The organism is Pseudomonas sp. (assembly GCF_036404235.1).
In the GTDB taxonomy this organism is placed as follows: Bacteria; Pseudomonadota; Gammaproteobacteria; order Pseudomonadales; family Pseudomonadaceae; genus Aquipseudomonas.
The window spans coordinates 39,749-62,824 of sequence record NZ_DASWOT010000086.1 but is presented as its reverse complement, the minus strand read 5'-3'; the positions used below and the strand labels follow the sequence as shown (position 1 = coordinate 62,824).

At 57.5% G+C, this 23,076-nt stretch carries 22 protein-coding genes; 7 read left to right on the top strand and 15 right to left on the bottom strand.

The genetic code is table 11. From position 1 onward, the window contains the following. Positions 1-305: 305 nt before the first annotated feature. The 5 genes from prpF to VGC62_RS10530 all read right to left on the bottom strand — a co-directional run bounded on the left by prpF (position 306) and on the right by VGC62_RS10530 (position 7,325). Entirely contained in the window at positions 306-1,496 is a 1,191-nt protein-coding gene (gene prpF / locus VGC62_RS10550) for a 2-methylaconitate cis-trans isomerase PrpF (protein ID WP_331187021.1), read from the bottom strand. 113 nt (positions 1,497-1,609) lie between these two features. After that, positions 1,610-4,204, bottom strand: coding sequence for a Fe/S-dependent 2-methylisocitrate dehydratase AcnD (acnD, locus tag VGC62_RS10545; protein WP_331187020.1), 2,595 nt, complete (start codon positions 4,202-4,204; stop codon positions 1,610-1,612). A gap of 70 nt (positions 4,205-4,274) precedes the next feature. Then, positions 4,275-5,402, bottom strand: coding sequence for a bifunctional 2-methylcitrate synthase/citrate synthase (gene prpC, locus VGC62_RS10540; protein WP_331187019.1), 1,128 nt, complete (start codon positions 5,400-5,402; stop codon positions 4,275-4,277). Between the two features lie 319 nt (positions 5,403-5,721). Continuing rightward, on the bottom strand, positions 5,722-6,615 hold the full coding sequence (gene prpB / locus VGC62_RS10535; protein WP_331187018.1) for a methylisocitrate lyase: 894 nt from the start codon (positions 6,613-6,615) through the stop codon (positions 5,722-5,724). Then, on the bottom strand, positions 6,612-7,325 hold the full coding sequence (locus VGC62_RS10530) for a GntR family transcriptional regulator (protein ID WP_331187017.1): 714 nt from the start codon (positions 7,323-7,325) through the stop codon (positions 6,612-6,614). The genes prpB and VGC62_RS10530 overlap by 4 nt, the downstream gene beginning before the upstream one ends. 310 nt (positions 7,326-7,635) lie before the next feature. Here VGC62_RS10530 and VGC62_RS10525 point away from each other — a divergent pair, with 310 nt between their 5' ends. The 4 genes from VGC62_RS10525 to pabB all read left to right on the top strand — a co-directional run bounded on the left by VGC62_RS10525 (position 7,636) and on the right by pabB (position 12,235). Then, entirely contained in the window at positions 7,636-8,169 is a 534-nt protein-coding gene (locus VGC62_RS10525; RefSeq protein WP_331187016.1) for an ATP-dependent zinc protease, read from the top strand. 4 nt (positions 8,170-8,173) lie between these two features. Then, a complete protein-coding gene (locus VGC62_RS10520) occupies positions 8,174-9,724 on the top strand; it encodes an inactive transglutaminase family protein (protein ID WP_331187015.1) in 1,551 nt (516 codons plus the stop codon). Further along, the gene (locus VGC62_RS10515) at positions 9,724-10,692 is read left to right on the top strand and encodes an alpha-L-glutamate ligase-like protein (RefSeq protein ID WP_331187023.1); all 969 of its coding nucleotides are present in this window, start codon (positions 9,724-9,726) and stop codon (positions 10,690-10,692) included. The genes VGC62_RS10520 and VGC62_RS10515 overlap by 1 nt, the downstream gene beginning before the upstream one ends. A 199-nt stretch (positions 10,693-10,891) precedes the next feature. Next, positions 10,892-12,235 carry an aminodeoxychorismate synthase component I gene (gene pabB, locus VGC62_RS10510; RefSeq protein ID WP_331187014.1) on the top strand — a complete coding sequence of 448 codons (1,344 nt, stop codon included), beginning with the start codon at positions 10,892-10,894 and terminating at the stop codon, positions 12,233-12,235. Positions 12,236-12,342: 107 nt separating this feature from the next. On the opposite strand, the gene thrH is transcribed toward pabB, so the two are convergent. After that, positions 12,343-12,960, bottom strand: coding sequence for a bifunctional phosphoserine phosphatase/homoserine phosphotransferase ThrH (gene thrH / locus VGC62_RS10505; RefSeq protein ID WP_331187013.1), 618 nt, complete (start codon positions 12,958-12,960; stop codon positions 12,343-12,345). A gap of 153 nt (positions 12,961-13,113) precedes the next feature. Between thrH and VGC62_RS10500 the strand changes: the two genes are divergently transcribed. After that, positions 13,114-13,848 carry a phosphoadenylyl-sulfate reductase gene (locus VGC62_RS10500; RefSeq protein ID WP_331187012.1) on the top strand — a complete coding sequence of 245 codons (735 nt, stop codon included), beginning with the start codon at positions 13,114-13,116 and terminating at the stop codon, positions 13,846-13,848. 130 nt (positions 13,849-13,978) lie between these two features. On the opposite strand, the gene cysB is transcribed toward VGC62_RS10500, so the two are convergent. From cysB to VGC62_RS10475, 5 genes are all read right to left on the bottom strand, one after another. Then, positions 13,979-14,953 carry an HTH-type transcriptional regulator CysB gene (gene cysB / locus VGC62_RS10495; protein ID WP_331187011.1) on the bottom strand — a complete coding sequence of 325 codons (975 nt, stop codon included), beginning with the start codon at positions 14,951-14,953 and terminating at the stop codon, positions 13,979-13,981. A gap of 136 nt (positions 14,954-15,089) precedes the next feature. Further along, complete coding sequence (locus tag VGC62_RS10490; RefSeq protein ID WP_331187010.1) at positions 15,090-15,584, bottom strand: universal stress protein; 495 nt, start codon at positions 15,582-15,584, stop codon at positions 15,090-15,092. A gap of 139 nt (positions 15,585-15,723) precedes the next feature. Then, positions 15,724-16,644: a 5'-nucleotidase gene (locus tag VGC62_RS10485; protein WP_414705781.1), complete on the bottom strand. Its 921-nt coding sequence runs from the start codon at positions 16,642-16,644 to the stop codon at positions 15,724-15,726. Positions 16,645-16,788: 144 nt separating this feature from the next. Then, positions 16,789-17,745 (bottom strand): putative 2-dehydropantoate 2-reductase, encoded by a 957-nt coding sequence (locus VGC62_RS10480; RefSeq protein WP_331187009.1) that lies wholly within the window; start codon positions 17,743-17,745, stop codon positions 16,789-16,791. An 11-nt stretch (positions 17,746-17,756) separates the two neighbouring features. After that, positions 17,757-18,092 carry a thioredoxin gene (locus tag VGC62_RS10475; protein ID WP_331187008.1) on the bottom strand — a complete coding sequence of 112 codons (336 nt, stop codon included), beginning with the start codon at positions 18,090-18,092 and terminating at the stop codon, positions 17,757-17,759. Positions 18,093-18,347: 255 nt separating this feature from the next. On the opposite strand from VGC62_RS10475, the gene VGC62_RS10470 reads away from it, so the two are divergent. Next, entirely contained in the window at positions 18,348-19,421 is a 1,074-nt protein-coding gene (locus VGC62_RS10470) for a 3-deoxy-7-phosphoheptulonate synthase (RefSeq protein ID WP_331187007.1), read from the top strand. Positions 19,422-19,518: 97 nt separating this feature from the next. On the opposite strand, the gene VGC62_RS10465 is transcribed toward VGC62_RS10470, so the two are convergent. Then, on the bottom strand, positions 19,519-19,800 hold the full coding sequence (locus VGC62_RS10465) for a GNAT family N-acetyltransferase (protein WP_331187006.1): 282 nt from the start codon (positions 19,798-19,800) through the stop codon (positions 19,519-19,521). Between the two features lie 808 nt (positions 19,801-20,608). Between VGC62_RS10465 and oprI the strand changes: the two genes are divergently transcribed. After that, a complete protein-coding gene (gene oprI / locus VGC62_RS10460; protein WP_003199355.1) occupies positions 20,609-20,860 on the top strand; it encodes an outer membrane lipoprotei OprI in 252 nt (83 codons plus the stop codon). A 149-nt stretch (positions 20,861-21,009) separates the two neighbouring features. Here the strand turns inward: oprI and VGC62_RS10455 are convergent, their stop codons facing one another. The 3 genes from VGC62_RS10455 to VGC62_RS10445 all read right to left on the bottom strand — a co-directional run bounded on the left by VGC62_RS10455 (position 21,010) and on the right by VGC62_RS10445 (position 23,071). After that, positions 21,010-21,975 carry a L,D-transpeptidase family protein gene (locus tag VGC62_RS10455; RefSeq protein ID WP_331187005.1) on the bottom strand — a complete coding sequence of 322 codons (966 nt, stop codon included), beginning with the start codon at positions 21,973-21,975 and terminating at the stop codon, positions 21,010-21,012. Positions 21,976-22,114: 139 nt separating this feature from the next. Continuing rightward, on the bottom strand, positions 22,115-22,399 hold the full coding sequence (locus VGC62_RS10450; protein WP_331187004.1) for a hypothetical protein: 285 nt from the start codon (positions 22,397-22,399) through the stop codon (positions 22,115-22,117). Positions 22,400-22,465: 66 nt separating this feature from the next. Continuing rightward, positions 22,466-23,071, bottom strand: coding sequence for an arylesterase (locus VGC62_RS10445; protein WP_331187003.1), 606 nt, complete (start codon positions 23,069-23,071; stop codon positions 22,466-22,468). Positions 23,072-23,076 lie beyond the last annotated feature (5 nt).

Below are 23,076 nucleotides of genomic sequence, written 5' to 3'. Positions count from 1 at the left end.
GCGTTTTTGTATGTCTGACTGATGAGGCATCGGTTGTAGGAGCGAACTTGTTCGCGAAGCGGTGTTTCAGCCACACCGCGTTGGTTGCCTCGCCAACAAGTTGGCTCCTACGGAAATCGGGTGCTCAATCAGAACTTCAACGGCCGACTGCAAGGTAGGGGGGCGTTTTTGTATGTCTGACTGATGAATAATCGGTGAGCGAATTCATTCGCGATGCAATTGCGAAGGCGATGTGACCGTGTATTGGCTGTACTGATCCCTTGCGAATGAATTCGCTCCTACAGAAGGTGAAAGGCGCTCTTCAGTCAGAAACTATCGCCTGGCACGCGCACCCAACCTTCCATCAGCACTCGCGCGCTGCGGCTCATGATCGCTTTTTTCACCGACCATTGGCCATTGACCTGCGTGGCCTCAGCCCCGACCCGCAGTGTTCCCGAGGGATGCCCAAAACGCACCGCGCTGCGCTCACCGCCGCCCGCCGCCAGATTGACCAGCGTGCCGGGGATGGCGGCGGCTGTACCAATGGCGACCGCCGCAGTGCCCATCATCGCGTGATGCAACTTGCCCATGGACAATGCCCGCACCAGCAGATCGGTGTCGTGCGTCGTGACGTTTTTACCGCTGGACGACACATAGGCGCTCGGCGGTGCGACAAACGCGACCTTCGGCGTGTGCTGACGTTTGGCGGCGTCATCGACGTTGTCGATCAAGCCCATGCGCACGGCCCCATACGCACGAATGGTTTCGAACATGTTCAGCGCTTTCGGGTCGCTGTTGATCGCATCCTGCAACTCGGTCCCGGTGTAACCGATGTCACTGGCATTGATGAAGATCGTCGGAATGCCCGCGTTGATCAGGGTCGCCTTGAACGTGCCAACGCCGGGCACTTCCAGGTCATCCACCAGATTGCCCGTGGGGAACATCGAACCGCCAGCGCCCTCTTCCTCTGCTGCGGGGTCCATGAATTCCAGTTGCACTTCGGCTGCCGGGAAGGTCACGCCATCGAGCTCGAAGTCACCGGTTTCCTGCACTGCGCCATCGGTGATCGGCACGTGGGCGATGATGGTTTTGCCGATATTGGCTTGCCAGATGCGAATCACTGCAATGCCGTTTTGTGGAATGCGACTGGCATCCACCAGCCCGTTGCTGATAGCGAACGGCCCCACCGCCGCTGACAGGTTGCCGCAGTTGCCGCTCCAGTCCACGAACGGCTTGTCGATGGAGACCTGACCAAACAGGTAATCGACGTCGTGATCGGCTCGAATACTTTTCGACAGAATCACGGTTTTGCTGGTGCTTGAGGTGGCACCGCCCATGCCGTCGATCTGCTTGGCATACGGGTCTGGGCTACCAATAATGCGCAACAACAAGGCATCGCGCGCAGCGCCCGGTAATTGCGCTGCTTCGGGCAAATCCTGTTGGCGCAAGAACACGCCTTTACTGGTGCCGCCACGCATGTACGTCGCGGCAATCTTGATTTGTGCTACGTGGGCCATGAACGTGTTTCCTTTATATAGGCATCATGAGTATCCACTGTAGGAACGAACTTGTTCGCGAGGCGTCATGCCTGACACACCGCCTCACCAACAAGTGGGTCTACAGACCGAGTTCAGGCAACCGCTGCCGACTCGAGGAAGTCTTGAGCAAAACGCTGCAACACCCCACCGGCTTCATAGATCGACACCTCTTCACCGGTATCCAGACGGCAGGTCATCGGCACCTCCAGGCGCTCGCCGTTTTTGCGATGGATGACCAGGGTCAGCGTGGCCCCTGGCGTACGTTCGCCGACCACGTCGTAGGTTTCTGTACCGTCGATGCCCAGCGTAAGCCGATTGACCCCCGGTTTGAATTCCAGCGGCAGCACACCCATGCCCACCAGGTTGGTGCGGTGGATACGTTCGAACCCTTCAGCGGCGATCACTTCCACGCCGGCCAGTCGTACGCCCTTGGCTGCCCAGTCGCGGGACGAGCCCTGGCCGTAGTCAGCACCGGCGACGATGATCAGCGGTTGTTTGCGCGCCATATAGGTTTCGATGGCTTCCCACATGCGCGTGACTTTGCCTTCCGGCTCGATCCGTGCGTAAGAGCCCTGTTTGACCTTGCCGCCTTCGAGCACCATCTCGTTGAACAGTTTCGGGTTGGCAAACGTCGCACGTTGTGCGGTCAAGTGGTCGCCACGGTGAGTCGCGTAGGAGTTGAAGTCCTCTTCCGGCACGCCCATGTGCGCCAGGTATTCGCCCGCTGCACTGTCGAGCATGATCGCGTTGGACGGTGACAGGTGATCAGTGGTGATGTTGTCCGGCAGCACTGCCAACGGACGCATGCCCTTGAGCGTACGCTCACCGGCCAGCGCGCCTTCCCAATAAGGAGGGCGACGAATGTATGTACTCATCGGACGCCATTCGTACAGCGGCGCCACTTTCGGGCCTTTGTCTTCGTGAATGGCGAACATCGGGATGTAGACCTGACGAAACTGCTCCGGCTTGACCGAGGCCTTGACCACCGCATCGATTTCTTCGTCGCTTGGCCAGATATCCTTCAGGCGGATTTCCTTGCCATCGGCGTCCAGGCCCAGCACATCTTTCTCGATGTCGAAGCGAATGGTGCCGGCAATCGCGTAGGCCACCACCAACGGCGGCGAAGCGAGAAATGCCTGCTTGGCGTAAGGATGAATACGCCCGTCAAAGTTGCGGTTACCGGACAGCACTGCCGTGGCGTACAGGTCGCGGTCGATGATTTCCTGCTGAATGACCGGGTCCAGCGCACCAGACATGCCATTGCAGGTGGTGCAGGCAAACGCCACGACACCAAAACCCAACTGTTCCAGCTCAGTGGTCAAGCCTGCTTCATCAAGGTACAGCGCCACGGTTTTCGAACCCGGCGCCAGGGAGGACTTGACCCACGGCTTGCGGGTCAGGCCTACCCTGTTGGCGTTACGCGCCAGCAGCCCGGCGGCGATCACGTTGCGCGGGTTACTGGTGTTGGTGCAACTGGTGATCGCAGCGATGATCACGGCGCCGTCCGGCATTTCGCCCGGCACTTGCTCCCATGGCCCGGAAATGCCTTTCGCTGCCAGGTCGCTGGTTGCAACGCGGGCATGAGGATTGGACGGTCCGGCCATGTTGCGCACGACGCTGGACAGATCAAAGCTCAGCACACGCTCGTACTCGGCAGTCGTCAGCGAGTCGGCCCACAGCCCGGCTTCTTTGGCGTAGGTTTCGACCAGTTTCACTTGCTCGTCTTCACGACCGGTGAGCTTGAGGTAAGAAATGGTCTGCTGGTCGATGGCGAACATTGCCGCCGTAGCGCCGTATTCCGGGGCCATGTTGGAAATCGTCGCACGGTCGCCCAGGGTCAGCGCGCTGGCGCCTTCGCCGTAGAACTCAAGCCATGCACCGACCACCTTTTGCTTGCGCAGAAACTCGGTGAGCGCCAGCACCACGTCGGTCGCCGTGATGCCGGGTTGCGGGCGACCGGACAGCTTGACGCCAATGCTGTCGGGTAAACGCATCCACGACGCACGACCGAGCATGACGTTTTCGGCTTCAAGGCCGCCGACGCCAATTGCAATCACACCGAGCGCGTCGACATGCGGCGTGTGGCTGTCGGTGCCCACTAGCGTGTCAGGGAACGCCACGCTGTTTTGCACCTGAATGACCGGCGACATCCGCTCCAGATTGATCTGGTGCATGATGCCGTTGCCCGGTGGAATGACCTCGACGTTCTTGAATGCCTGCTTGGTCCAGTTGATGAAGTGGAAACGGTCTTCGTTACGACGGTCTTCGATGGCGCGGTTCTTGACGAACGCATCTGGGTCAAAACCGCCGCATTCCACTGCCAGCGAATGGTCGACAATCAGTTGCACCGGCACCACCGGATTAACCTGCGCGGGGTCGCCGCCCATGTCAGCGATGGCATCGCGCAGGCCTGCGAGGTCCACCAGCGCGGTCTGACCGAGAATGTCGTGACACACCACGCGTGCCGGGAACCAAGGGAAATCGAGGTCGCGCTTGCGTTCGATCAGTTGGGTCAACGAAGCCTTGAGCGTCGCCGGGTTGCAGCGCCGCACCAGGTTTTCCGCCAACACCCGGGAGGTGTAGGGCAATGTTGCGTAGGCGCCAGGCTTGATCGCATCGACTGCCGCACGGGCGTCGAAATAATCCAGCGAGGTGCCGGGCAAGCGTTTACGGTTTTCAGTATTCATATGCTCGGACTCAATCACGGAAAAGATCGGAGGATGGAGAGCCGCACGTGAGACGACTCCCCGCTCTCGGTCAGCGTTGTTCGATTGGCACGAACTTGCGCTGTTCGACGCCGATGTAGTCGGCGCTTGGACGGATGATGCGGTTGTTGGCACGCTGTTCGAATACGTGCGCGGCCCAGCCAGTCAGGCGCGAGCAGACGAAAATCGGCGTGAACAGCTTGGTCGGGATGCCCATGAAGTGGTAAGCCGAGGCATGGTAGAAATCGGCATTGGGGAACAGTTTTTTCTGCTCCCACATGGTCTTGTCGATGGCCTCGGAAACCGGAAACAACACGGTGTCGCCTGCTTCGTCAGCCAGCTTTTTCGCCCAACCCTTGATCACTTCGTTACGGGGGTCGCAGTCTTTGTAGATCGCGTGACCGAAGCCCATGATCTTGTCCTTGCGCTCAAGCATGCCGAGCGTGCCCTGGACCGCCTCTTCGGCTGAAGAGAACTTCTCGATCATTTCCATGGCCGCTTCGTTGGCGCCCCCGTGCAGTGGACCACGCAGCGAGCCGATGGCCGCCGTCACGCAGGAGTACAAATCCGACAACGTCGAGGCGCAGACACGTGCGGTAAAGGTCGAGGCGTTGAATTCGTGCTCTGCGTAGAGAATCAGAGACACGTCCATGACCTTGCGGTGCAAATCGCTTGGCGTCTTGTCCAGCAGCAGCTTGAGGAAATGCCCGCCGATGGAGACTTCATCGGTCACGCAGTCGATACGCTTGCCGTCGTGGCTGTAGCGATACCAGTAACACATGATCGCCGGAAACGCCGCCAGCAGGCGGTCGGTGGAATCGTGCTGCTGGTCAAAGCTTTGTTCCGGTTCCAGATTGCCGAGCATCGACGCGCCGGTACGCATGACGTCCATTGGGTGGGTGTCGGCAGGGATGCGTTCCAGCACTTCCTTCAACGCTTGCGGCAGGTCGCGCAGGCCCTGGAGCTTTTTCAGGTAGGCGTCCAGTTGGGATTGCGTAGGCAACTCCCCGTACAACAGCAGATAGGCGACTTCTTCAAAACGAGCGTCGGCCGCCAGTTCACGTACGTCGTAGCCGCGATAGGTCAAGCCGGCGCCAGCCTGGCCGACTGTCGACAATGCGGTCTGTCCGGCGACCTGGCCGCGCAGGCCGGCCCCGCTCAATACTTTAGCTTCAGCCATTGCTGTCTCCAATTTTGAATTTTTTAGGGAATCGGCAATTCATTACGTTGGAGCCAGGCGTGCCCGCGAATGCGTTGGATCAGTGATAACTCTATCGGCTGACACACCGAACTCGCGGGCAAACCTCGCTCAACGCAGGGTGTGTAAAAACGTCACGAGCGAAAGCAAGACAAGGCAAAAACAGGTGAAAAACGGCCGGGTTCGCGACCGACTCTAGGTGTTCTAAATGAGCCTTTTCCGCCTGTTTTTAACGCCGTATTGTGCGCGTTAAGCCGAAGGCTTCCAGCCCGCGGTAGTTTTCACACAGCCTGAACGGGTATTAACCCTTCTTCTGCGCAAACAGCGCATCGAGCTTCTGCTCAAACGCGTGGTAATCGATGCGCTCATACAGCTCCATGCGCGTTTGCATGGTGTCGACGACATTCTTTTGCGTGCCATCGCGGCGGATCGCGGTGTAGACGTTTTCCGCAGCCTTGTTCATCGCACGGAACGCCGACAGTGGGTACAGCACCAGGCCCACCTCGGCAGATTTCAACTCGTCGGTGGTAAACAACGGCGTTGCGCCAAACTCGGTGATGTTGGCGAGGATCGGCGCTTTTACCCGGCTGGCGAACAGCTTGTACATCTCAAGCTCAGTGATCGCTTCCGGAAACACCATGTCAGCACCCGCTTCGATGCACGCCGCCGCGCGATCCAGCGCCGACTCAAGCCCTTCGACCGCCAGCGCATCGGTGCGCGCCATGATCACGAAGCTGTCGTCAGTGCGGGCGTCCACTGCCGCTTTGATCCGGTCGACCATCTCTTGCAGGGAGACGATTTCCTTACCTGGGCGGTGACCGCAGCGCTTGGCGCCGACCTGATCTTCGATGTGCATTGCAGCCGCGCCGAACTTGATCATCGACTTGACAGTACGTGCAACGTTGAACGCTGACGCGCCAAAACCGGTATCGACGTCCACCAACAACGGCAGGTCGCACACATCGGTGATGCGACGCACGTCAGTCAGTACGTCATCCAGGCCGGTAATCCCCAGATCAGGGACGCCGAGCGAGCCGGCAGCGACGCCGCCACCTGACAGGTAAATCGCCTTGAAACCGGCGCGTTGGGCCAGCAGCGCATGGTTGGCGTTGATCGTGCCGACCACTTGCAGAGGATGTTCGTTGGCCACCGCGTCACGGAAACGTTGGCCGGGAGTGCTTTTAATCAGACTCATTTTTCTTTTTCACCTCGGACTGGAACAGCCTGGTAATGCTGCTCGATGTTGCGTTTTGATGCGCCGATATGCCGGCGCATCAACAATTCGGCCAGTTCGCCATCACGGTCAGCGATGGCATCGAGAATGCGGTGGTGCTCGACAAAGGCCTGGCGCGGACGGTTAGGCACGGTGGAAAACTGAATCCGGTACATGCGCACCAGTTGATACAGCTCGCCACACAGCATCTGGGTCAGCGTGCTGTTGCCCGCCCCCTGAATGATTCGGTAGTGGAAGTCGAAATCGCCTTCCTGCTGGTAATAGCCGACACCGGCTTGGAAGGCCGTGTCGCGCTCGTGGGTTTCAAGCACTCGTCGCAGCTCGTCGATTTCCGCAAGCGTCATGCGCTCAGCGGCCAACCGACAGGCCATGCCCTCAAGGGATTCGCGGATTTCGTAGAGTTCTATCAACTCGGCATGGCTGAGCGACACCACCCTGGCACCGACATGCGGAACACGCACCAGCAGGCGCTGCCCCTCAAGACGATGAATCGCTTCGCGCAGCGGGCCACGGCTGATGCCATAGGTGCGCGCCAACTCAGGTTCGGAGATCTTGCTGCCGGGGGCTATATCGCCCTTGACTATGGCGGCCTGGATACGGCGGAAGACATGCTCGGAAAGGGTTTCCGAATCGTCATGCACCGAAGGCATTACGTCGACAGCATCCAACATTGTTGACACCTTAACAGTTGATGCCGCCAAATCTAGCCAATAACCCCCAAGAGGTCAAAGAAAAATTCGTTATTGTCGACAATAGTCTAATAAGGCAATTGCACACCCACACTCCAAATCGTGGCGAAAGCACCTGTGCCTCAGTACCGTTCTGAACCTTCATGCTAGAATGCCGACCGCATCGGCTGGCTGACGTTGATCCGCAGCTTTACCTGCTCGGCTACGCGGCCCTATCAGGGATGCCCATGCAGGTCCAAGACCTGAACACCACAATTAAAGCTCCACGCTACTCTTCATCGCGTCAGGACTTATGAGCCTCAAACCCTTCCTGTTCTTTCTATGTCCTTTGCTTATCAGCCCATGCATCGCTGCCGACAAGACCGTCTATGGCCTGAATGAATACGCCGAACTTGCCGATATCGACCTGCAAGTGGCGGCAAAACTCGACACCGGGGCAAAAACCGCTTCACTCAGCGCACGCGACATCAAGCGTTTCAAGCGTGATGGCGAGTCCTGGGTTCGTTTCTATCTAGCCATTGACGACGCCCACGCGCACCCTATTGAACGGCCACTGGCGCGGGTCAGCAAAATCAAGCGACGCGCTGGCGATATCGACCCCGATGACGAGAAAAAATACACCGCGCGGCCGGTCATCAGCCTGACGGTGTGCATGGGCTCTTCTTTAAGAAGCATAGAAGTGAACTTGACCGACCGAAGTGCATTCCAATACCCACTTTTGATTGGCTCCGAAGCACTGAAACACTTCGACGCGCTGGTCGATCCCAGCCTTAAATACGCAGCGGGCAAACCAGCCTGTGCCACCGATGCTTTAACCGCCGAGTAACTACATGCGCGCTCTTACCCTCCATCTGAAAATCCTGATCACAACCCTGGTGGCACTGGGCATTGCGATCACGGCTTATCAGATATTGGTTCTCGGCATTCCGGTAACCGAAGATGAAACAGACGACCTGTGGAACATCGACGCCAAAGTCGAGTTCGTCGCCAACCCGAAAGACCCGGTCAAAATCCAGATGTTCGTGCCCCCGCTGGTGCGCGATTACGTCAGTCTCAACGAGAGCTTTATCTCCAATAACTACGGTGTCAGCGTCAATCGCGCCGACGGCAACCGCAAAGTCACCTGGTCGGCGCGGCGCGCCAACGGCAACCAGACGTTGTATTACCGACTGGTTCTGACCAAACGCTACAGCGGCGAAAAAGCCAAGGTCAAAGGCCCGATATTTCGCGACAGCATCGCCGTCGAGGGCCCGGAAAAAATCGCCGCCGACGCGTTACTCGCCCCCATTCGCCAGCACTCGGCGGACGTCGAGACCTTCGTCACCGAAGCTATCAAGCGTGTCAACAATCTGAGCGACGACAACGTCAAGCTGCTGCTGGCGGGGGATCCGTCAGTGCAGAACAAGGCGCGAATCACTGAAATCCTGCTGTCTATCGCGCATGTTCCGGTTGAAAAGGTCCACACCATCCGCCTCGTCGCCAATCAGCCGCAAACCCCGGAACTGTGGTTACGCAGCTTCAATGGCAAAGATTGGCTGTACTTCAACCCGGACACAGGCGAAGCGGGCTTGCCGCAGGACCGCTTGCTGTGGTGGATCGGCGATGAAAACCTGATCACAGTCGAGGGCGGCAAAAAGGCCACAGTCAATTTCACCCTGAACAACAGCGAGATGAACGCCATCCGCCTGGCCAAGCTGACCGACGACAGCACCGATGCCGACTTCCTTGAATACTCGCTGTACGGCCTGCCGCTACAGACCCAGCAAACCTTCATGATCATGGTGATGATCCCGATTGGCGTGCTGGTGATTCTGATTTTGCGCAACCTGATCGGCCTGCAAACCCTCGGCACGTTCACCCCGGTACTGATTGCGCTGGCATTTCGCGAGACACAATTGGGCTTTGGCATCGTGCTGTTCACCATCATCACGGCGCTCGGCCTGTCACTGCGTTCGTACCTGGAGCACCTCAAGCTGCAAATGCTGCCGCGCCTGTCGGTCGTACTGACCTTTGTGGTGGTGCTGATCGCCGCCATCAGTCTGTTCAGCCACAAACTTGGCTTGGAGCGTGGGCTGTCAGTGGCGCTGTTCCCGATGGTGATTCTAACCATGACCATCGAACGCCTGTCGATCACCTGGGAAGAACGCGGCGGCGGCCACGCCATGAAAGTCGCCATCGGTACGCTATTCGCGGCATCACTGGCGCACATCATCATGAGCGTGCCGGAGTTGATCTACTTCGTGTTCACCTTCCCCGCGGTGCTGTTGATTTTAGTGGGCTTCATGCTGGCGATGGGACGCTACCGCGGCTACCGTCTGACCGAGCTGATTCGTTTCAAAGCCTTCATTAAGGAAGACAACCCTCGGGACGGCGCCAAATGATCGGATGGTGGAAAACCTGGAAGGCGCTGGAGGCCAAGGGGATCATGGGCATCAACCGGCGTAACGCCGACTATGTGCTCAAGTACAACAAGCGCAGCCTGTACCCCATCGTCGATGACAAGATCATCACCAAGGAACGGGCCATCGCTGCCGGTATTCAAGTGCCGCAAATGTACGGGATCATTTCTACCGAGAAAGAGATCAGCAAACTCGACGACATTATCGATGGGCATAACGACTTCGTGATCAAGCCAGCTCAGGGTGCCGGCGGTGATGGCATTCTGGTGATAGCCGATCGCTTTGAAGAGCGTTTCAGGACCATCTCCGGGCGCATCATCAGCCACGATGAGATAGAACATCAGATTTCCAGCATCCTTACGGGCCTGTATTCGCTGGGCGGGCATCGCGACCGCGCACTGATCGAATACCGCGTCACTCCCGACCCCATCTTCAAAAGCATCAGCTATGAGGGCGTGCCTGACATTCGAGTGATCGTTTTGATGGGCTATCCGGTCATGGCAATGTTGCGCCTGCCGACCCGTCAGTCCGGCGGCAAGGCCAACCTGCATCAGGGCGCCATCGGCGTGGGCGTCGATCTTGCCACCGGCATGACCCTGCGCGGCACCTGGCTCAACAACATCATCAGCAAGCACCCCGACACCACCAATGCGGTGGACGGCGTGCAATTGCCCAATTGGGATGGCTTCATAAAGCTTGCGGCCGGGTGTTACGAGCTGTGCGGCCTGGGCTACATTGGCGTTGACATGGTGCTGGATCAGGACCATGGCCCATTGATCCTCGAACTCAATGCCCGCCCCGGCCTGAACATCCAGATCGCCAACGATTGCGGCCTGACCCATCGCACCCGCGCAGTCGAGAACAGGCTGGAACAGCTTGCCGTTGAAGGCCAGGTGGAAAGCCCGGAAGAACGGGTGAAGTTCGTGCAGGAACTGTTTGGCCATGTTTGATGTGCGCATGCGGGGTGACTGGCAGACCACTCACATCGGGTTTACTGCCGCCACGCTCCAGTGCGTTCATGGCGCGAGGGGACTGATTTATTGACAGCGCTTCACCGTAAATGAATCTGTCCCCGGCTCTACCCACTAGGACTCAAACCACCAGAGGACTACAATCGCCCTCCCGCGCTCCATGACTGACTGTCTTCGCATGCCAACCTGCTCTGTACATCCGCTCACCTACCGCGCCAACCCTTCGGGTTTTTTCTCGGTCATTCGTCATGCGCCCGGTGCGGTGCTGCTAGACAGTGGCAGGCCCGAAGCCAATCGTGGACGCTTCGACGTTCTCAGCGCCTGGCCGCTGGAGCAACTGCTGCCGCAAGCGGGTGAGTCCGGCCTGGCATTTGTCCAGCGCCTACGCGACAGCCTGCTGCAACTGGGCGAGGCGCAATTACCGGATAATTGCCCGCTGCCTTTCGCAGGTGGCCTGATCGGTTACCTGGCCTATGACTTTGGACGCTTGCTCGAACCGCTGCCGCGACAGTCTGCAGACGATCTACGTTTACCCTCTGCCCGACTTGGGGTTTATGCCTGGGCGCTGGTCAGCGACCACCTTGAGCAGACGAGCCAATTGGTATTTCACCCTGCTCTCGCACAAGACGAGCAGCAGCGGTTGATTTCGTTGTTCAGTGAAACAGAGACAGTTGAAAACGGACATTTTGCCCTGACCGGCCCTTTCCAAACCGACATCAGCGCCGAGCAATACCGGCAATCGTTCGAGCGGATTCAGCATTACATTCACGCGGGCGATTGCTATCAGGTCAACCTCACGCAGCGTTTTCGTGCCGGTTACACAGGCGATCCATGGACGGCGTACTGCGCATTGCGGATTGCCTGCCCAACGCCTTTCTCGGGCTACCTGACGCTGCCCGAAGGTGATGCAATCCTTAGCCTGTCGCCCGAACGTTTCGTCAAGGTCAGCCAGCGCCAGGTTGAAACCCGCCCGATCAAAGGCACTCGCCCACGGGGCAAAGATGCAGCCGAAGATGCCGCCTACGCTGGTGAATTGCTGGCCAGCGCAAAGGACCGTGCAGAAAACCTGATGATCGTCGATTTACTGCGTAATGATCTGGGACGCACCTGTCGGATTGGCTCAGTCAAGGTTCCCGAGTTGTTCAGCCTGGAAAGCTACCCGAACGTGCATCATCTGGTCAGTAGCGTCATCGGCGAACTGGCCGCAGGCAAAGATGCGCTGGACTTGCTGGGCGGCAGCTTTCCCGGCGGCTCGATTACCGGGGCGCCGAAGATACGCGCGATGCAGATCATCGACGAACTGGAGCCAACCCGACGCGCGTTGTACTGCGGCTCGTTGCTGTATCTGGACGTACGCGGCGAGATGGACAGTTCCATCACCATTCGCAGCCTGTTGGCCAAGGATGGGCAGATAGCTTGCTGGGGCGGCGGCGGGATCGTCGCCGATTCAGATGGCGAGGCCGAGTATCAAGAGTCATTGACCAAAGTGCGCGTGTTGTTGGAGACGCTGGAGGGAATGTAACGTCTGGACTGTGCGAGTGTTGGAGGCTTGCCCGCGAAGATTCATCAGACGCTGAAAATGCGCCGGATGTACTGACGCCTTCGCGGGCAAGCCTCCAACGGTCGTTATTACAGACTCAACTCTCGATTCGAGGCCTTGATGAACGCCTGTTTCAACTCATCAAAGGTGTGTACCGCCGGGAATTGCGGAAACTCGCGAATCACGTTTTCCGGCGCATGGAACAGGATGCCAGCATCCGCTTCGCCCAGCATGGTGGTGTCGTTGTACGAATCACCCGCGGCGATGACGCGGTAGTACAGGCTCTTGAAGGCCAGTACCGATTGACGCTTGGGATCTTTTTGACGCAATTGGTAGCTGACGACGCGATCCGTCTCGTCAGTGATCAGACGATGGCAAAGCAACGTCGGAAAACCCAACTGACGCATCAGTGGCTGGGAGAATTCATAGAACGTGTCCGACAGAATCACCACCTGAAACCGCTCGCGCAGCCAATTGACGAACTCGACCGCGCCATCCAGCGGCTTCAGCGTGCCAATCACTTGCTGAATGTCCGACAGCTTTAGCCCGTGCTCATCGAGAATGCGCAGACGCTGCTTCATCAGCACGTCGTAGTCCGGAATGTCCCGCGTGGTCGCCCGTAGTGACTCAATACCGGTTTTTTCCGCGAACGCGATCCAGATTTCCGGGACTAGGACACCTTCCAGGTCGAGACAGGCAATTTCCACAAAAATCTCCTCGATGAACATTAAAGAAGCGGCACTCTAACCACTGGATCGGGCCGGCGCAAATACAGGTTATAGGCAAATTACCAACGGATTTTGTTACCATCGGCGCCATTACGAGCGCTTAAGCGCCACTCAATATTAGGAAGCCGCCTGATGAGTCACCCGTTCGATGTCGCCGAAATCGCCGCGACTTACGCCAACAAATCCGCTCAGGACATTCTCAAATTTGCCTTTCAGCATTTCGGTGATGAGTTGTGGATTTCCTTCAGCGGCGCTGAAGACGTGGTGTTGGTCGATATGGCCTGGAAGATCAACAAGAACGTCAAGGTCTTCAGCCTCGACACGGGTCGACTGCACCCGCAAACCTATCGCTTTATTGAGCAGGTGCGCGAGCAGTACAAAATCGACATCGATATTGTTTCGCCAGATCAGCGCGCCCTGGAGCCCTTCGTCAAAGAAAAGGGCCTGTTCAGCTTCTACAAGGACGGGCATGGCGAATGCTGCGGCATCCGCAAGATCGAGCCACTGCGGCGCAAGCTGACCGGCGTAACCGCCTGGGCGACCGGACAACGTCGGGACCAGAGCCCGAGCACCCGTAACAGCGTGGCGGTGGTTGAAATCGACGGCGCATTCTCGACACCCGAACGCCCGCTGTACAAATTCAATCCGCTGGCGCAGATGACCAGCGAGGATGTGTGGAACTACATTCGTATGTTGGAGTTGCCATTCAATACCTTGCACGAAAAAGGGTTCATCAGTATCGGCTGCGAACCCTGCACCCGCCCTGTCCTACCTAATCAGCACGAACGCGAAGGTCGCTGGTGGTGGGAGGAAGCCACGCAGAAAGAATGCGGGCTGCATGCGGGAAATTTGATCGGCAAGGCGTAGGTGGACGAGCGCATCTCCTGTAGGAGCCAACGTGTTGGCGAAGCGACTTAGGCGCTGCATCAATTACGTTGCCTCGCGAACAAGTTCGCGCCTACAGACGACGCGGATTGCTGAATGACAGTCCGGCGAATCAATGCTCCGGCAGCACCACCCCGTGGAACAGTTCTTCGAGTTCCTGCTTGTTATGGCACTGGATCGCTTTAGCCATGACGTCGCGGGTCAGGTGCGGGGCGAATTTCTCGATGAAATCGCACATAAAACCGCGCAGGAAGGTCCCACGGCGGAAACCGATCTTGGTCACGCTGGCCTCGAACAATTCGCTGGCATCGAGCACCACCAGATCACTGTCCAGTTTCGAGTCAACGGCCATCTTGGCGACGATGCCGACACCCAGGCCAAGACGCACATAGGTTTTGATCACGTCGGCGTCGGCGGCGGTGAACACCACTTTAGGTGTCAGGCCACGGTGGTTGAACGCCTCGTCGAGCTTGGAGCGGCCCGTGAAACCAAATACGTAGGTCACGATCGGGTATTCGGCGAGAATTTCCAGGGTCAGTTTCGGCACCTTGGTCAGCGGATGACCTTGCGGCACCACCACACAGCGGTTCCATGTGTAGCACGGCATCATCACCAGATCACCGAACAGCTCAAGCGCTTCGGTGGCAATCGCGAAATCGACGGTGCCGTCGGCTGCCATTTCGGCGATTTGCATCGGCGAGCCCTGATGCATGTGCAGCGCGACGTCCGGGTATTGCTTGATGAAATTGCTGATCACCGGCGGCAACGCATAACGTGCTTGGGTATGTGTAGTTGCGATCGACAGCGTGCCCTTTTTCTCGTTAGAGAATTCCTGAGCAATCTGCTTGATGCTTTCGACCTTGCGCAGGATTTCCCCTGCCGTGGTAATGATTCGCTCCCCCGCAGGCGTCACTCGGGTCAAGTGTTTGCCGCTGCGAGCAAAAACCTCGACCCCCAATTCGTCTTCCAACAGACGGATCTGTTTGCTGATGCCTGGCTGAGAGGTGTACAGACTCTGCGCCGTAGCCGAAACGTTGAGGTCGTGGTGCGCCACTTCCCAGATGTAGCGCAGTTGTTGAAGCTTCATATGTGTCCCTCAAAGCCGGAAGACGCCACGGGCATCACGACGGTATATAACTGGATTAATGGTCAGAATAGCTTAGCTAGAACTTTTTATCACTTTTAGACGGTAATGGCACGCTGGATTTCACGTTTCAACCCGTTTAATCCCTCGAACGGTTCTGAATCATGGGCACCATGTACACGGGGACCTCGCAAAGCTGCAGCACCCGCGCTGCGGTCCGGCCAATCGGCGTGTCCCCCTGCGTACCATGACTGTGGCTACCCACCACCACCAGATCGACCTCCAGCTTCTGCGCCTGTTCAAGTATTACGTTGGATGGATCACCCTGGACAACCCGCACGGTACGGATCAATTCGAGATCTTTGTGCCCTTCCCCCAGCTCATCGCGAAACCCTGCGAGCACCCGCTGCTCAATACCGTCAATGACATTGTTGATACCCTCGCTGTGCAGCTCTTTGAGCACATCCTCCGCCAGATAACTCTGTAACACTGACTCAGCGAACAGCCCCATGGGTTCTACGACATGAATCACGTACAGCTCGGCGTTGAAAGTTCGAGCCAGTGCCAACGCGTGCTGCAAGACGTACGGCGCATACAGACCGAGGTCCGTGGCATAGAGCATCGAACGAATCATGGGACCTCCGGACAGCCAGAAACGGCAAAGCAGACGCTGGACTACAAGCGGCACGCAGGCCATTTGCTCAGATCTGAAATTCAGCTTAGCAGCGCGCAGGGAAACCAACCGGTCCGATACATCATTGAGGTCTAAAGGGTCACGGTTTTAGTTCGTTGCTGATGCCGTGGGGCACATGGCCGGTGGCGACGACCTCACGCGCTCTCTCGCAGTGGCCTGGCTGATCATCGAAAAAAACATCGGCCGCGAACGCTTCAAGGAAAGCGGATTTGTCCAGCCCTCCCAGGAACAGCGACTCGTCCAAACGAATATCCCATTCGCGAAGCGTGCGAATCACACGTTCATGAGCTGGCGCAGACCGGGCGGTGACCAGCGCGGTACGAATTGGGCACGATTCTTCCGCAAACTCGCGCTGCAGCAGATTCAACGCTTCCAGGAACGGCTTGAAAGGTCCACCGCTCAAAGGTCGGCGTGCCGCTTCCCGTTCGCTGGCCTGAAAGGCTTCCAGGCCGCCAGACTGATAGACCCGTTCCGACTCGTCAGAAAACAGCACGGCGTCGCCGTCGAAGGCGATCCGCAATTCAGCGCTGGCGGCACGTCTGGCGCCACCGGAGAGAATCGTGGCTGCTGCGAAACCGGCGTCCAGCGCGCTGCGTACATCCTCCGCGTGGGTAGATAGAAACAGATGGCTACCGAATGCGGCCAGGTACGGAAACGGACTGCGCCCGCCGACGAACGCCGCGCGAGAAATATCCAGGCCGTAATGCTGGATCGAATTAAACACGCGCAAACCAGTGTCGGCGCTGTTACGCGACACCAGCACGACCTCGACCCGCGCCTTGCTCAGACTGGCGTTGAGACTCAGCAGTTTTTGCACTAACTGAAACGCATCGCCTTGTTCAAGTACTTCGTCTTCATGGTCGATCTGGTACTGACGATAGGCCGCAACGCCCTCGGCCATATAAATCTGATGGCTCTCACGCAGGTCGAACAGCGCCCGCGAGGAGATCGCCAATACCAGCTTGTTACTCGGCGCTTTTGTCACTAACTCGTTGGCCATGGGCTTCTCTCATCCATCGAAACACGTTTCAAAGGGATCACATCCTCTGTAGGAGCGAGTTCATTCGCGAGAGGGCGGCACTTCAGACAGGTCTCTTGCGCCCGAACAACCAATTCGCTCCTACAGTTGCGTCCCCTGCCTGGCTTAACGATTCCTGCGATCAATAAATGACAGCGCATGGTGCAAGGCGCGGATCTTCGGCATGTCATGCCCGGCTGCCAGTGCCGCAGCCAGTGGTTTGGCGTAGATGGCCTCCAGCTCAAGCGGGCGTTTTTCGATGAAGTCATGGTACATGCTGGGCAGATAATCCGGCATCTGCCGAGTGACGTTGAACAACCGCTCCGCGTAGCCCGCAGGCAAGTCGTAACCGCACGCCTGAGCGCCCTCCACCACTTCGTTCATCACTTCGTGAATCAGCTCAGCGCTGTCGGCATCAGCCATCAGCGCCGTGGTGCCCGTACCGAGCAGGACCGATAGACCGTTATAAGGAATATTCCACACCAGTTTCTGCCAACGTGCCTGATGCAGATTGTCCATCGCCTGCGACTCTATGCCTGCTGCACGGAACAGGTTGGCGCCGTGCTCAAGGATCGACTGCCGCAAGCTATTACCGTAACCCGGGCCACTGTGATAACCCAGGTTGACCGCGCCGAACGCCTGATGCGCGATCTGCCCAGGGCCGGTGCGGTGCACGCAGATGAAACACAACCCGCCCAACAGGTGCAGCGAGTCCGGCAACAAAGGTCGCAGTTCATCCTCGACCTCCAAGCCATTCTGCAGCAACAGCACCTTGGCATTGGGCGCCGCAGCCTGAGCGATGGCCGGCGCCAGCTCGGCGTTATTGGTGGTCTTGGCACCTACCAGCAACCACTCGCAAGGCGGCATGTCGGCGGCGGACGAGTAAGCCTGCACATTGTCCAGTGTCAGCAGGCCGTGAACCTGACTGTCCAAACGTAGGCCGTGTTGCGAAACAGCGCTGAATTCGCTGCGCAGTAAAAAGTGTACGTCGTAACCGGCACGCGCCAGCATCAGGCCATAAAAGCCGCCGATGGCGCCGGTGCCAATAATGCCGATGCGCGGTTTTGAGTTATCGTTGGTCATGTGGGTCCCATTCAAGGTAATTCGTCGGGGGGCAGATTCAAGGCCCGATCAAGCCCTTGGCTGATGTCGTCTACCTGCAGCGTGCTACGCAATGGCCCGAAGAACTCGCCGTCGCGCACGACGAAGAGTGCAGGCAGATGAAACACACCGTAGCGTTGTACCGCGCCGGCATTCTCTTGCGCATCAATCCAACAGAGTCGATCCACGGGCAACGTTTGCCGGGGTAAATGATGCTGCGCCCAGCGACAACTGGAGCAGCCAACGCTGGTAAAAATCAGCAATGAAGTACCGCCCAGCGACAGTAATTGATGGTCAACGTCGAAATCAGTCAGTTGCAGTTGGTCCACGCCACTCCCCCCAAGGTTGACTGCACACTATATGCCTGGCGCGTGGGAAGTTTACAAATTCCACCTGGTAAAGCCGTCACAAGATTGAGTGTTTAGGTTCAATGAGCCATGCCGACTGGACGAAAGCGTCGTTTACCCATTGTCCAAAGGCGGGGTAACGCGCTAAGGTTCCGCTCCCCCGCTGCGCTCAATCATGCTCGGCTCCGCCGCACGGGGACGTTGGCGGCCAGCATCCGTGACCTGATGAGTAACACGATGGCTGATTTACCGATTGACGATCTCAACGTTGCTTCCAACGAGACACTGATCACTCCGGATCAGCTCAAGCGCGAAATCCCCCTCACCGCTGCCGCCCAGCAGACCGTGAGCAAGGGCCGCGAAGTGATCCGCAACATTCTCGATGGCAAGGATCATCGCCTGTTCATCGTGATCGGGCCATGCTCGATCCATGACCTCAAGGCCGCCCACGAATACGCCGACCGCTTGAAAGCCCTGGCTGAGGACGTGTCTGACACCCTGTATCTGGTGATGCGCGTCTATTTCGAGAAACCACGCACCACTGTCGGCTGGAAAGGCCTGATCAACGATCCGTACCTGGATGACTCGTTCAAGATTGAGGACGGCCTGCACATTGGTCGCCAATTGCTGCTGGAACTGGCTGAAAAAGGCCTGCCAACGGCCACCGAAGCCCTCGACCCGATCTCCCCGCAATACCTGCAGGACCTGATCAGTTGGTCGGCCATTGGCGCGCGCACCACCGAATCGCAGACTCACCGGGAAATGGCCTCAGGCCTGTCGTCGGCAGTCGGCTTCAAGAACGGCACCGATGGCGGCCTGACCGTAGCGATCAACGCCCTGCAGTCGGTTTCCAGCCCGCATCGCTTCCTGGGCATCAACCAGGAAGGCGGCGTGTCGATCGTCACCACCAAAGGCAACGCCTACGGTCACGTGGTATTGCGCGGGGGTAACGGCAAGCCAAACTATGATTCGGTTAGCGTCGCCCTGTGCGAACAAGCACTGAACAAGGCGAAGATCAAACCGAACATCATGGTCGACGCCAGTCATGCGAACTCTAACAAGGACCCTGCCCTGCAGCCGCTCGTGATGGAGAACGTCGCCAACCAGATTCTGGAAGGCAACCAATCAATCATTGGTCTGATGGTGGAAAGTCACTTGAACTGGGGTAGTCAGGCGATTCCGAAAGACCTGGCTGACTTGCAATACGGCGTGTCGGTCACCGACGCCTGCATCGACTGGGAAACCACCGAAAAAACCTTGCGCAGCATGCATGCCAAACTCAAGGGAATTCTGCCTGACCGTAAACGCTGATCGTTTTTTACAGCTTGCCGTCTACAAAATGCAGAAACAACAACGCCGAGCAGATGCTCGGCGTTTTTCATTGGCAGCGGGTGAAGGGTAAAACCGATCAGATCTTTGCTGCTTGACGCTGGTTACGCTCCATATAGCGCTCGACGTAGGAGCACGATGGAATAACGGTGTAACCCATGCTTTCGGCGTAATCGAGCGCCTGCTCGGTCAATGCCGCCGCAATGCCTCGTCCCCGAAGTGCGCTGGGAACGAACGTACGATAAATATCCAGGGTCTGTTTGCCCAGATCCATATACGTCAGATAGGCACGGTGACCTTCCAGGTTTATTTCAAACTGGTGACCGGTCTTGTCATGGTGGATCAACAACGCCTCGCTCATCACTGCTCCTCGCGGGTCTTGGATTTTGACCCCTACCTTACCGATGTTTTTCCGGCGAAGGAACCTCTACAGGCGGTATGAAAACTACTACGGGCTGGGCGACTTCGGCTCTATACACGCAATACTGCGTTAAAAAGCAGGCGAAAAATGCTCGTTTAGAACCCTAGAGTCGATCACGACCCTGGCCGCTTTTCACCCCTTTTTGCCTTGTCTTGCCTTCGCTCGCTACGTTTTAATACCGCCTGCTACGCCACCCTGTGCCTGATTTGGACACCGAGAAGAGCTTTGCTGTTCTCAAACAAATGAGCACGTGCAGATAGTAGGCGCCATTACCGAATATGCTCAAGAGAATCGTCTATAAATGCATTGCCGAACATCTGACTGCGTTAACAGTGGAACCGGACAACGCCGGCAAATGTCCATTGAGACGCTCATGCAGGTTTGAAGTCACCTGCATCGCACACGAAAACGCATGGACAGATAAGATTGGGATATACAGGAATGGCAAACGGGTATGACACCTGCGCAGCACTCCACCAAGTGCAACTGAGTTGATTATGATCATAGGCAGACCGCTTCGACGTCGCCTAATATCAGTACACCGTCAGTCCTATTCGCCTGATAGTGAATGCTTTTTTCGTACAAAAAACGTGAGAAGTTGAATGGAACACTTTCAAAGCAAAGAATTTTGTTCACTTCTTGCGCTTCGTCAGTTTACTTACTACAAACAATGGGTAGTATGTACGCCGGTCATTTTCTCATTTTCGAGAGATGACTAATTTGATTGAAGTCCTTTAAGGGGAACACGATGAACAACGTTCTGAAATTCTCTGCTCTGGCTCTGGCCGCAGTTCTGGCCACCGGTTGCAGCAGCGCATCCAAAGAAACCGAAGCTCGTCTGACTGCAACAGAAGACGCAGCCGCTCGTTCGCAAGCTCGTGCCGATGAAGCCTATCGCAAGGCTGATGAAGCTCTGGCTGCCGCTCAAAAAGCTCAGCAAACTGCTGACGAAGCCAACGAACGCGCTCTGCGTATGTTGGACAAGGCAAGCCGCAAGTAATAATTCCTCGGGATTATTAATAAGCCGACCCGGTTCCGGGTCGGCTTTTTTATTGCTGTGAGCACGCCCAGGCGGTCTTTCCCAAGCAATAAAAAGCCCGTCCGCTCAGCCCCTGTTCAAGAGCCCGGCGGACAGGTATCGGTGTCGTGTTATTGCAAGACGACTGGGGCGCTCGGTGCCACGGGCATGCCTGTCGGCACTGCAATTTCTACTGGCATGCCATCTTCGGCAGCAACCACATCACGCACTTCATCCCAATTGATCCGCAAGTTATTGGCCAGATCTTCACGCTTGAGCAATGCATTGATAACAGCTGTGTGCTTGTCGACCACCGAAGGATTACCGTTGTCGTCCAGCGGCGTGTGCGCCTCCAGATACACTTTGCCGCCGCTCACGCCGAACTTGTATGGCTCGCTCATGATGCGCACGGTGGTACCCACCGGGACCATGTCAGCCATTTGCAGCACGTTGTTGTTGTACATGCGAAAGCAGCCGTGGCTGGTACGCATACCGATGCCAAACTTCTTGTTGGACCCGTGGATCAGATAACCGGGCAATCCCAGACCAAACTTGAACGGGCCCAATGGATTGTCCGGACCCGCTGGAACTACGCCTGGCAGGATGTCGCCATCCGCAGCATGCTCAGCCTTGACCGAAGCGGGTGGCGTCCAGGTCGGGTTCGGCGTCTTGGCCGTGATCTTGGTGGTGGAGACCGGCGACCCCCAACCCTCGCGACCAATCCCCAGCGGAAAGGTGTACACCACATTCCGGCCTTTGGGGTAGTAATACAGACGGTATTCGGCCAGGTTGATCACGATGCCTTCGCGCGGACCTGGTGGCAGAATGAAACGCGTCGGCAGCACGATCTGCTTGCCAACGCCCGGCAGCCAGGCATCGACGCCTGGGTTGGCGGCGATCATTTCCAGATAACCGAGATCGTACTGGGTCGCCAGATCAGCGAAAGTGTCTTCATACTTGGAGGTGACGGTCTGAACCTGGCCGATGATGTCCTCACCGGGCGGCGGCAACGGAAACTCCAAAGCAGAAACAGGGCCAACCGCACACAGTGCAGCGAGCGACAGACAGCGGGCGAAGGCTGGAATGCGCGACAACATCCGGATGATCCTTGGGTAAACAGGCGGGCTTAAAAGAAGCGATTGTACACTGCCTACCACCTGTTCGGGAGTAGCGTCTTCCTGGTATCAACACGCTGTAAGGCTTGCGGCTTGGAGCTTACTGCTTGCAGCTAACGGCCTACAGCTCAGGCCAGATAGGCGCCCAACCTCGGCGCTGCGCATCGATGATTGCCCGACACAGCGGGCACAATCGCTCGTCCTGATAAATCGTCTGTTCGACTGCCGACCAGCGCGGCTGGGCAGGCAGCAACGAGCCGCACAGCGTACGGTCGGCGGAACCGGCCAGCTCCAGTTGGCGCGCGACCAGATGAACCCGAATTTCCTGGCACGCAAACAGGTCGAGCTGTTCGTCAGGCTCGATCAATTGATAAGCAAAAAGGGACCAGGCAGGACGGCGCGGCATGAGGGGCTCCAAAGCGGGGGCGCCACCTTAGCCCAAAGCCCCCGTCCAGAAAAGCCTCGCAGCCCTTTAAAGTAGTGCTTTTAGACTCGGCCAGACGTTTTCCAGCAATCGGCCCTGGGCATTCGCCGCCGGGTGCAAACCATCGGCTTGAGTAAACTCCGGCACGCCGCCCACGCCTTCGAGCATAAACGGCACCAACGCGACGTTCTTGTCTTGCGCCAGATTGCTGTAGACCGCCTTGAAAGCCTGGGTATAACGAGGACCGTAATTGGGCGGAATCTGCATGCCCAGCAACAGCACTTTGGCACCTGCCGCACGGGAGCTGTCGATCATTGCTGAAAGGTTCTGTTGCAATTGAGCCGGGGGTTGGCCACGTAAGCCATCATTGCCACCCAACTCCAGCACCACCAGATTCGGTTTATGCTCTGCAAGCAGCGCTGGCAGCCGCGCCTGGCCCCCGGCACTGGTGTCGCCACTGACCGAGGCGTTGACCACTTTATCGTTGTAACCTTCCTTTGCCAGACGCTGCTCCAACAGGCTGACCCATCCTAACCGGGTATCCAGGCCGAAAGCCGCGCTGATACTATCGCCAACGATTAGCACCGTGCCCGCCATCGCTCCTTGAGACAACAGCAGCAAACCCAGGCCAGCACTTAAAAACCACGCACGCATCGGAT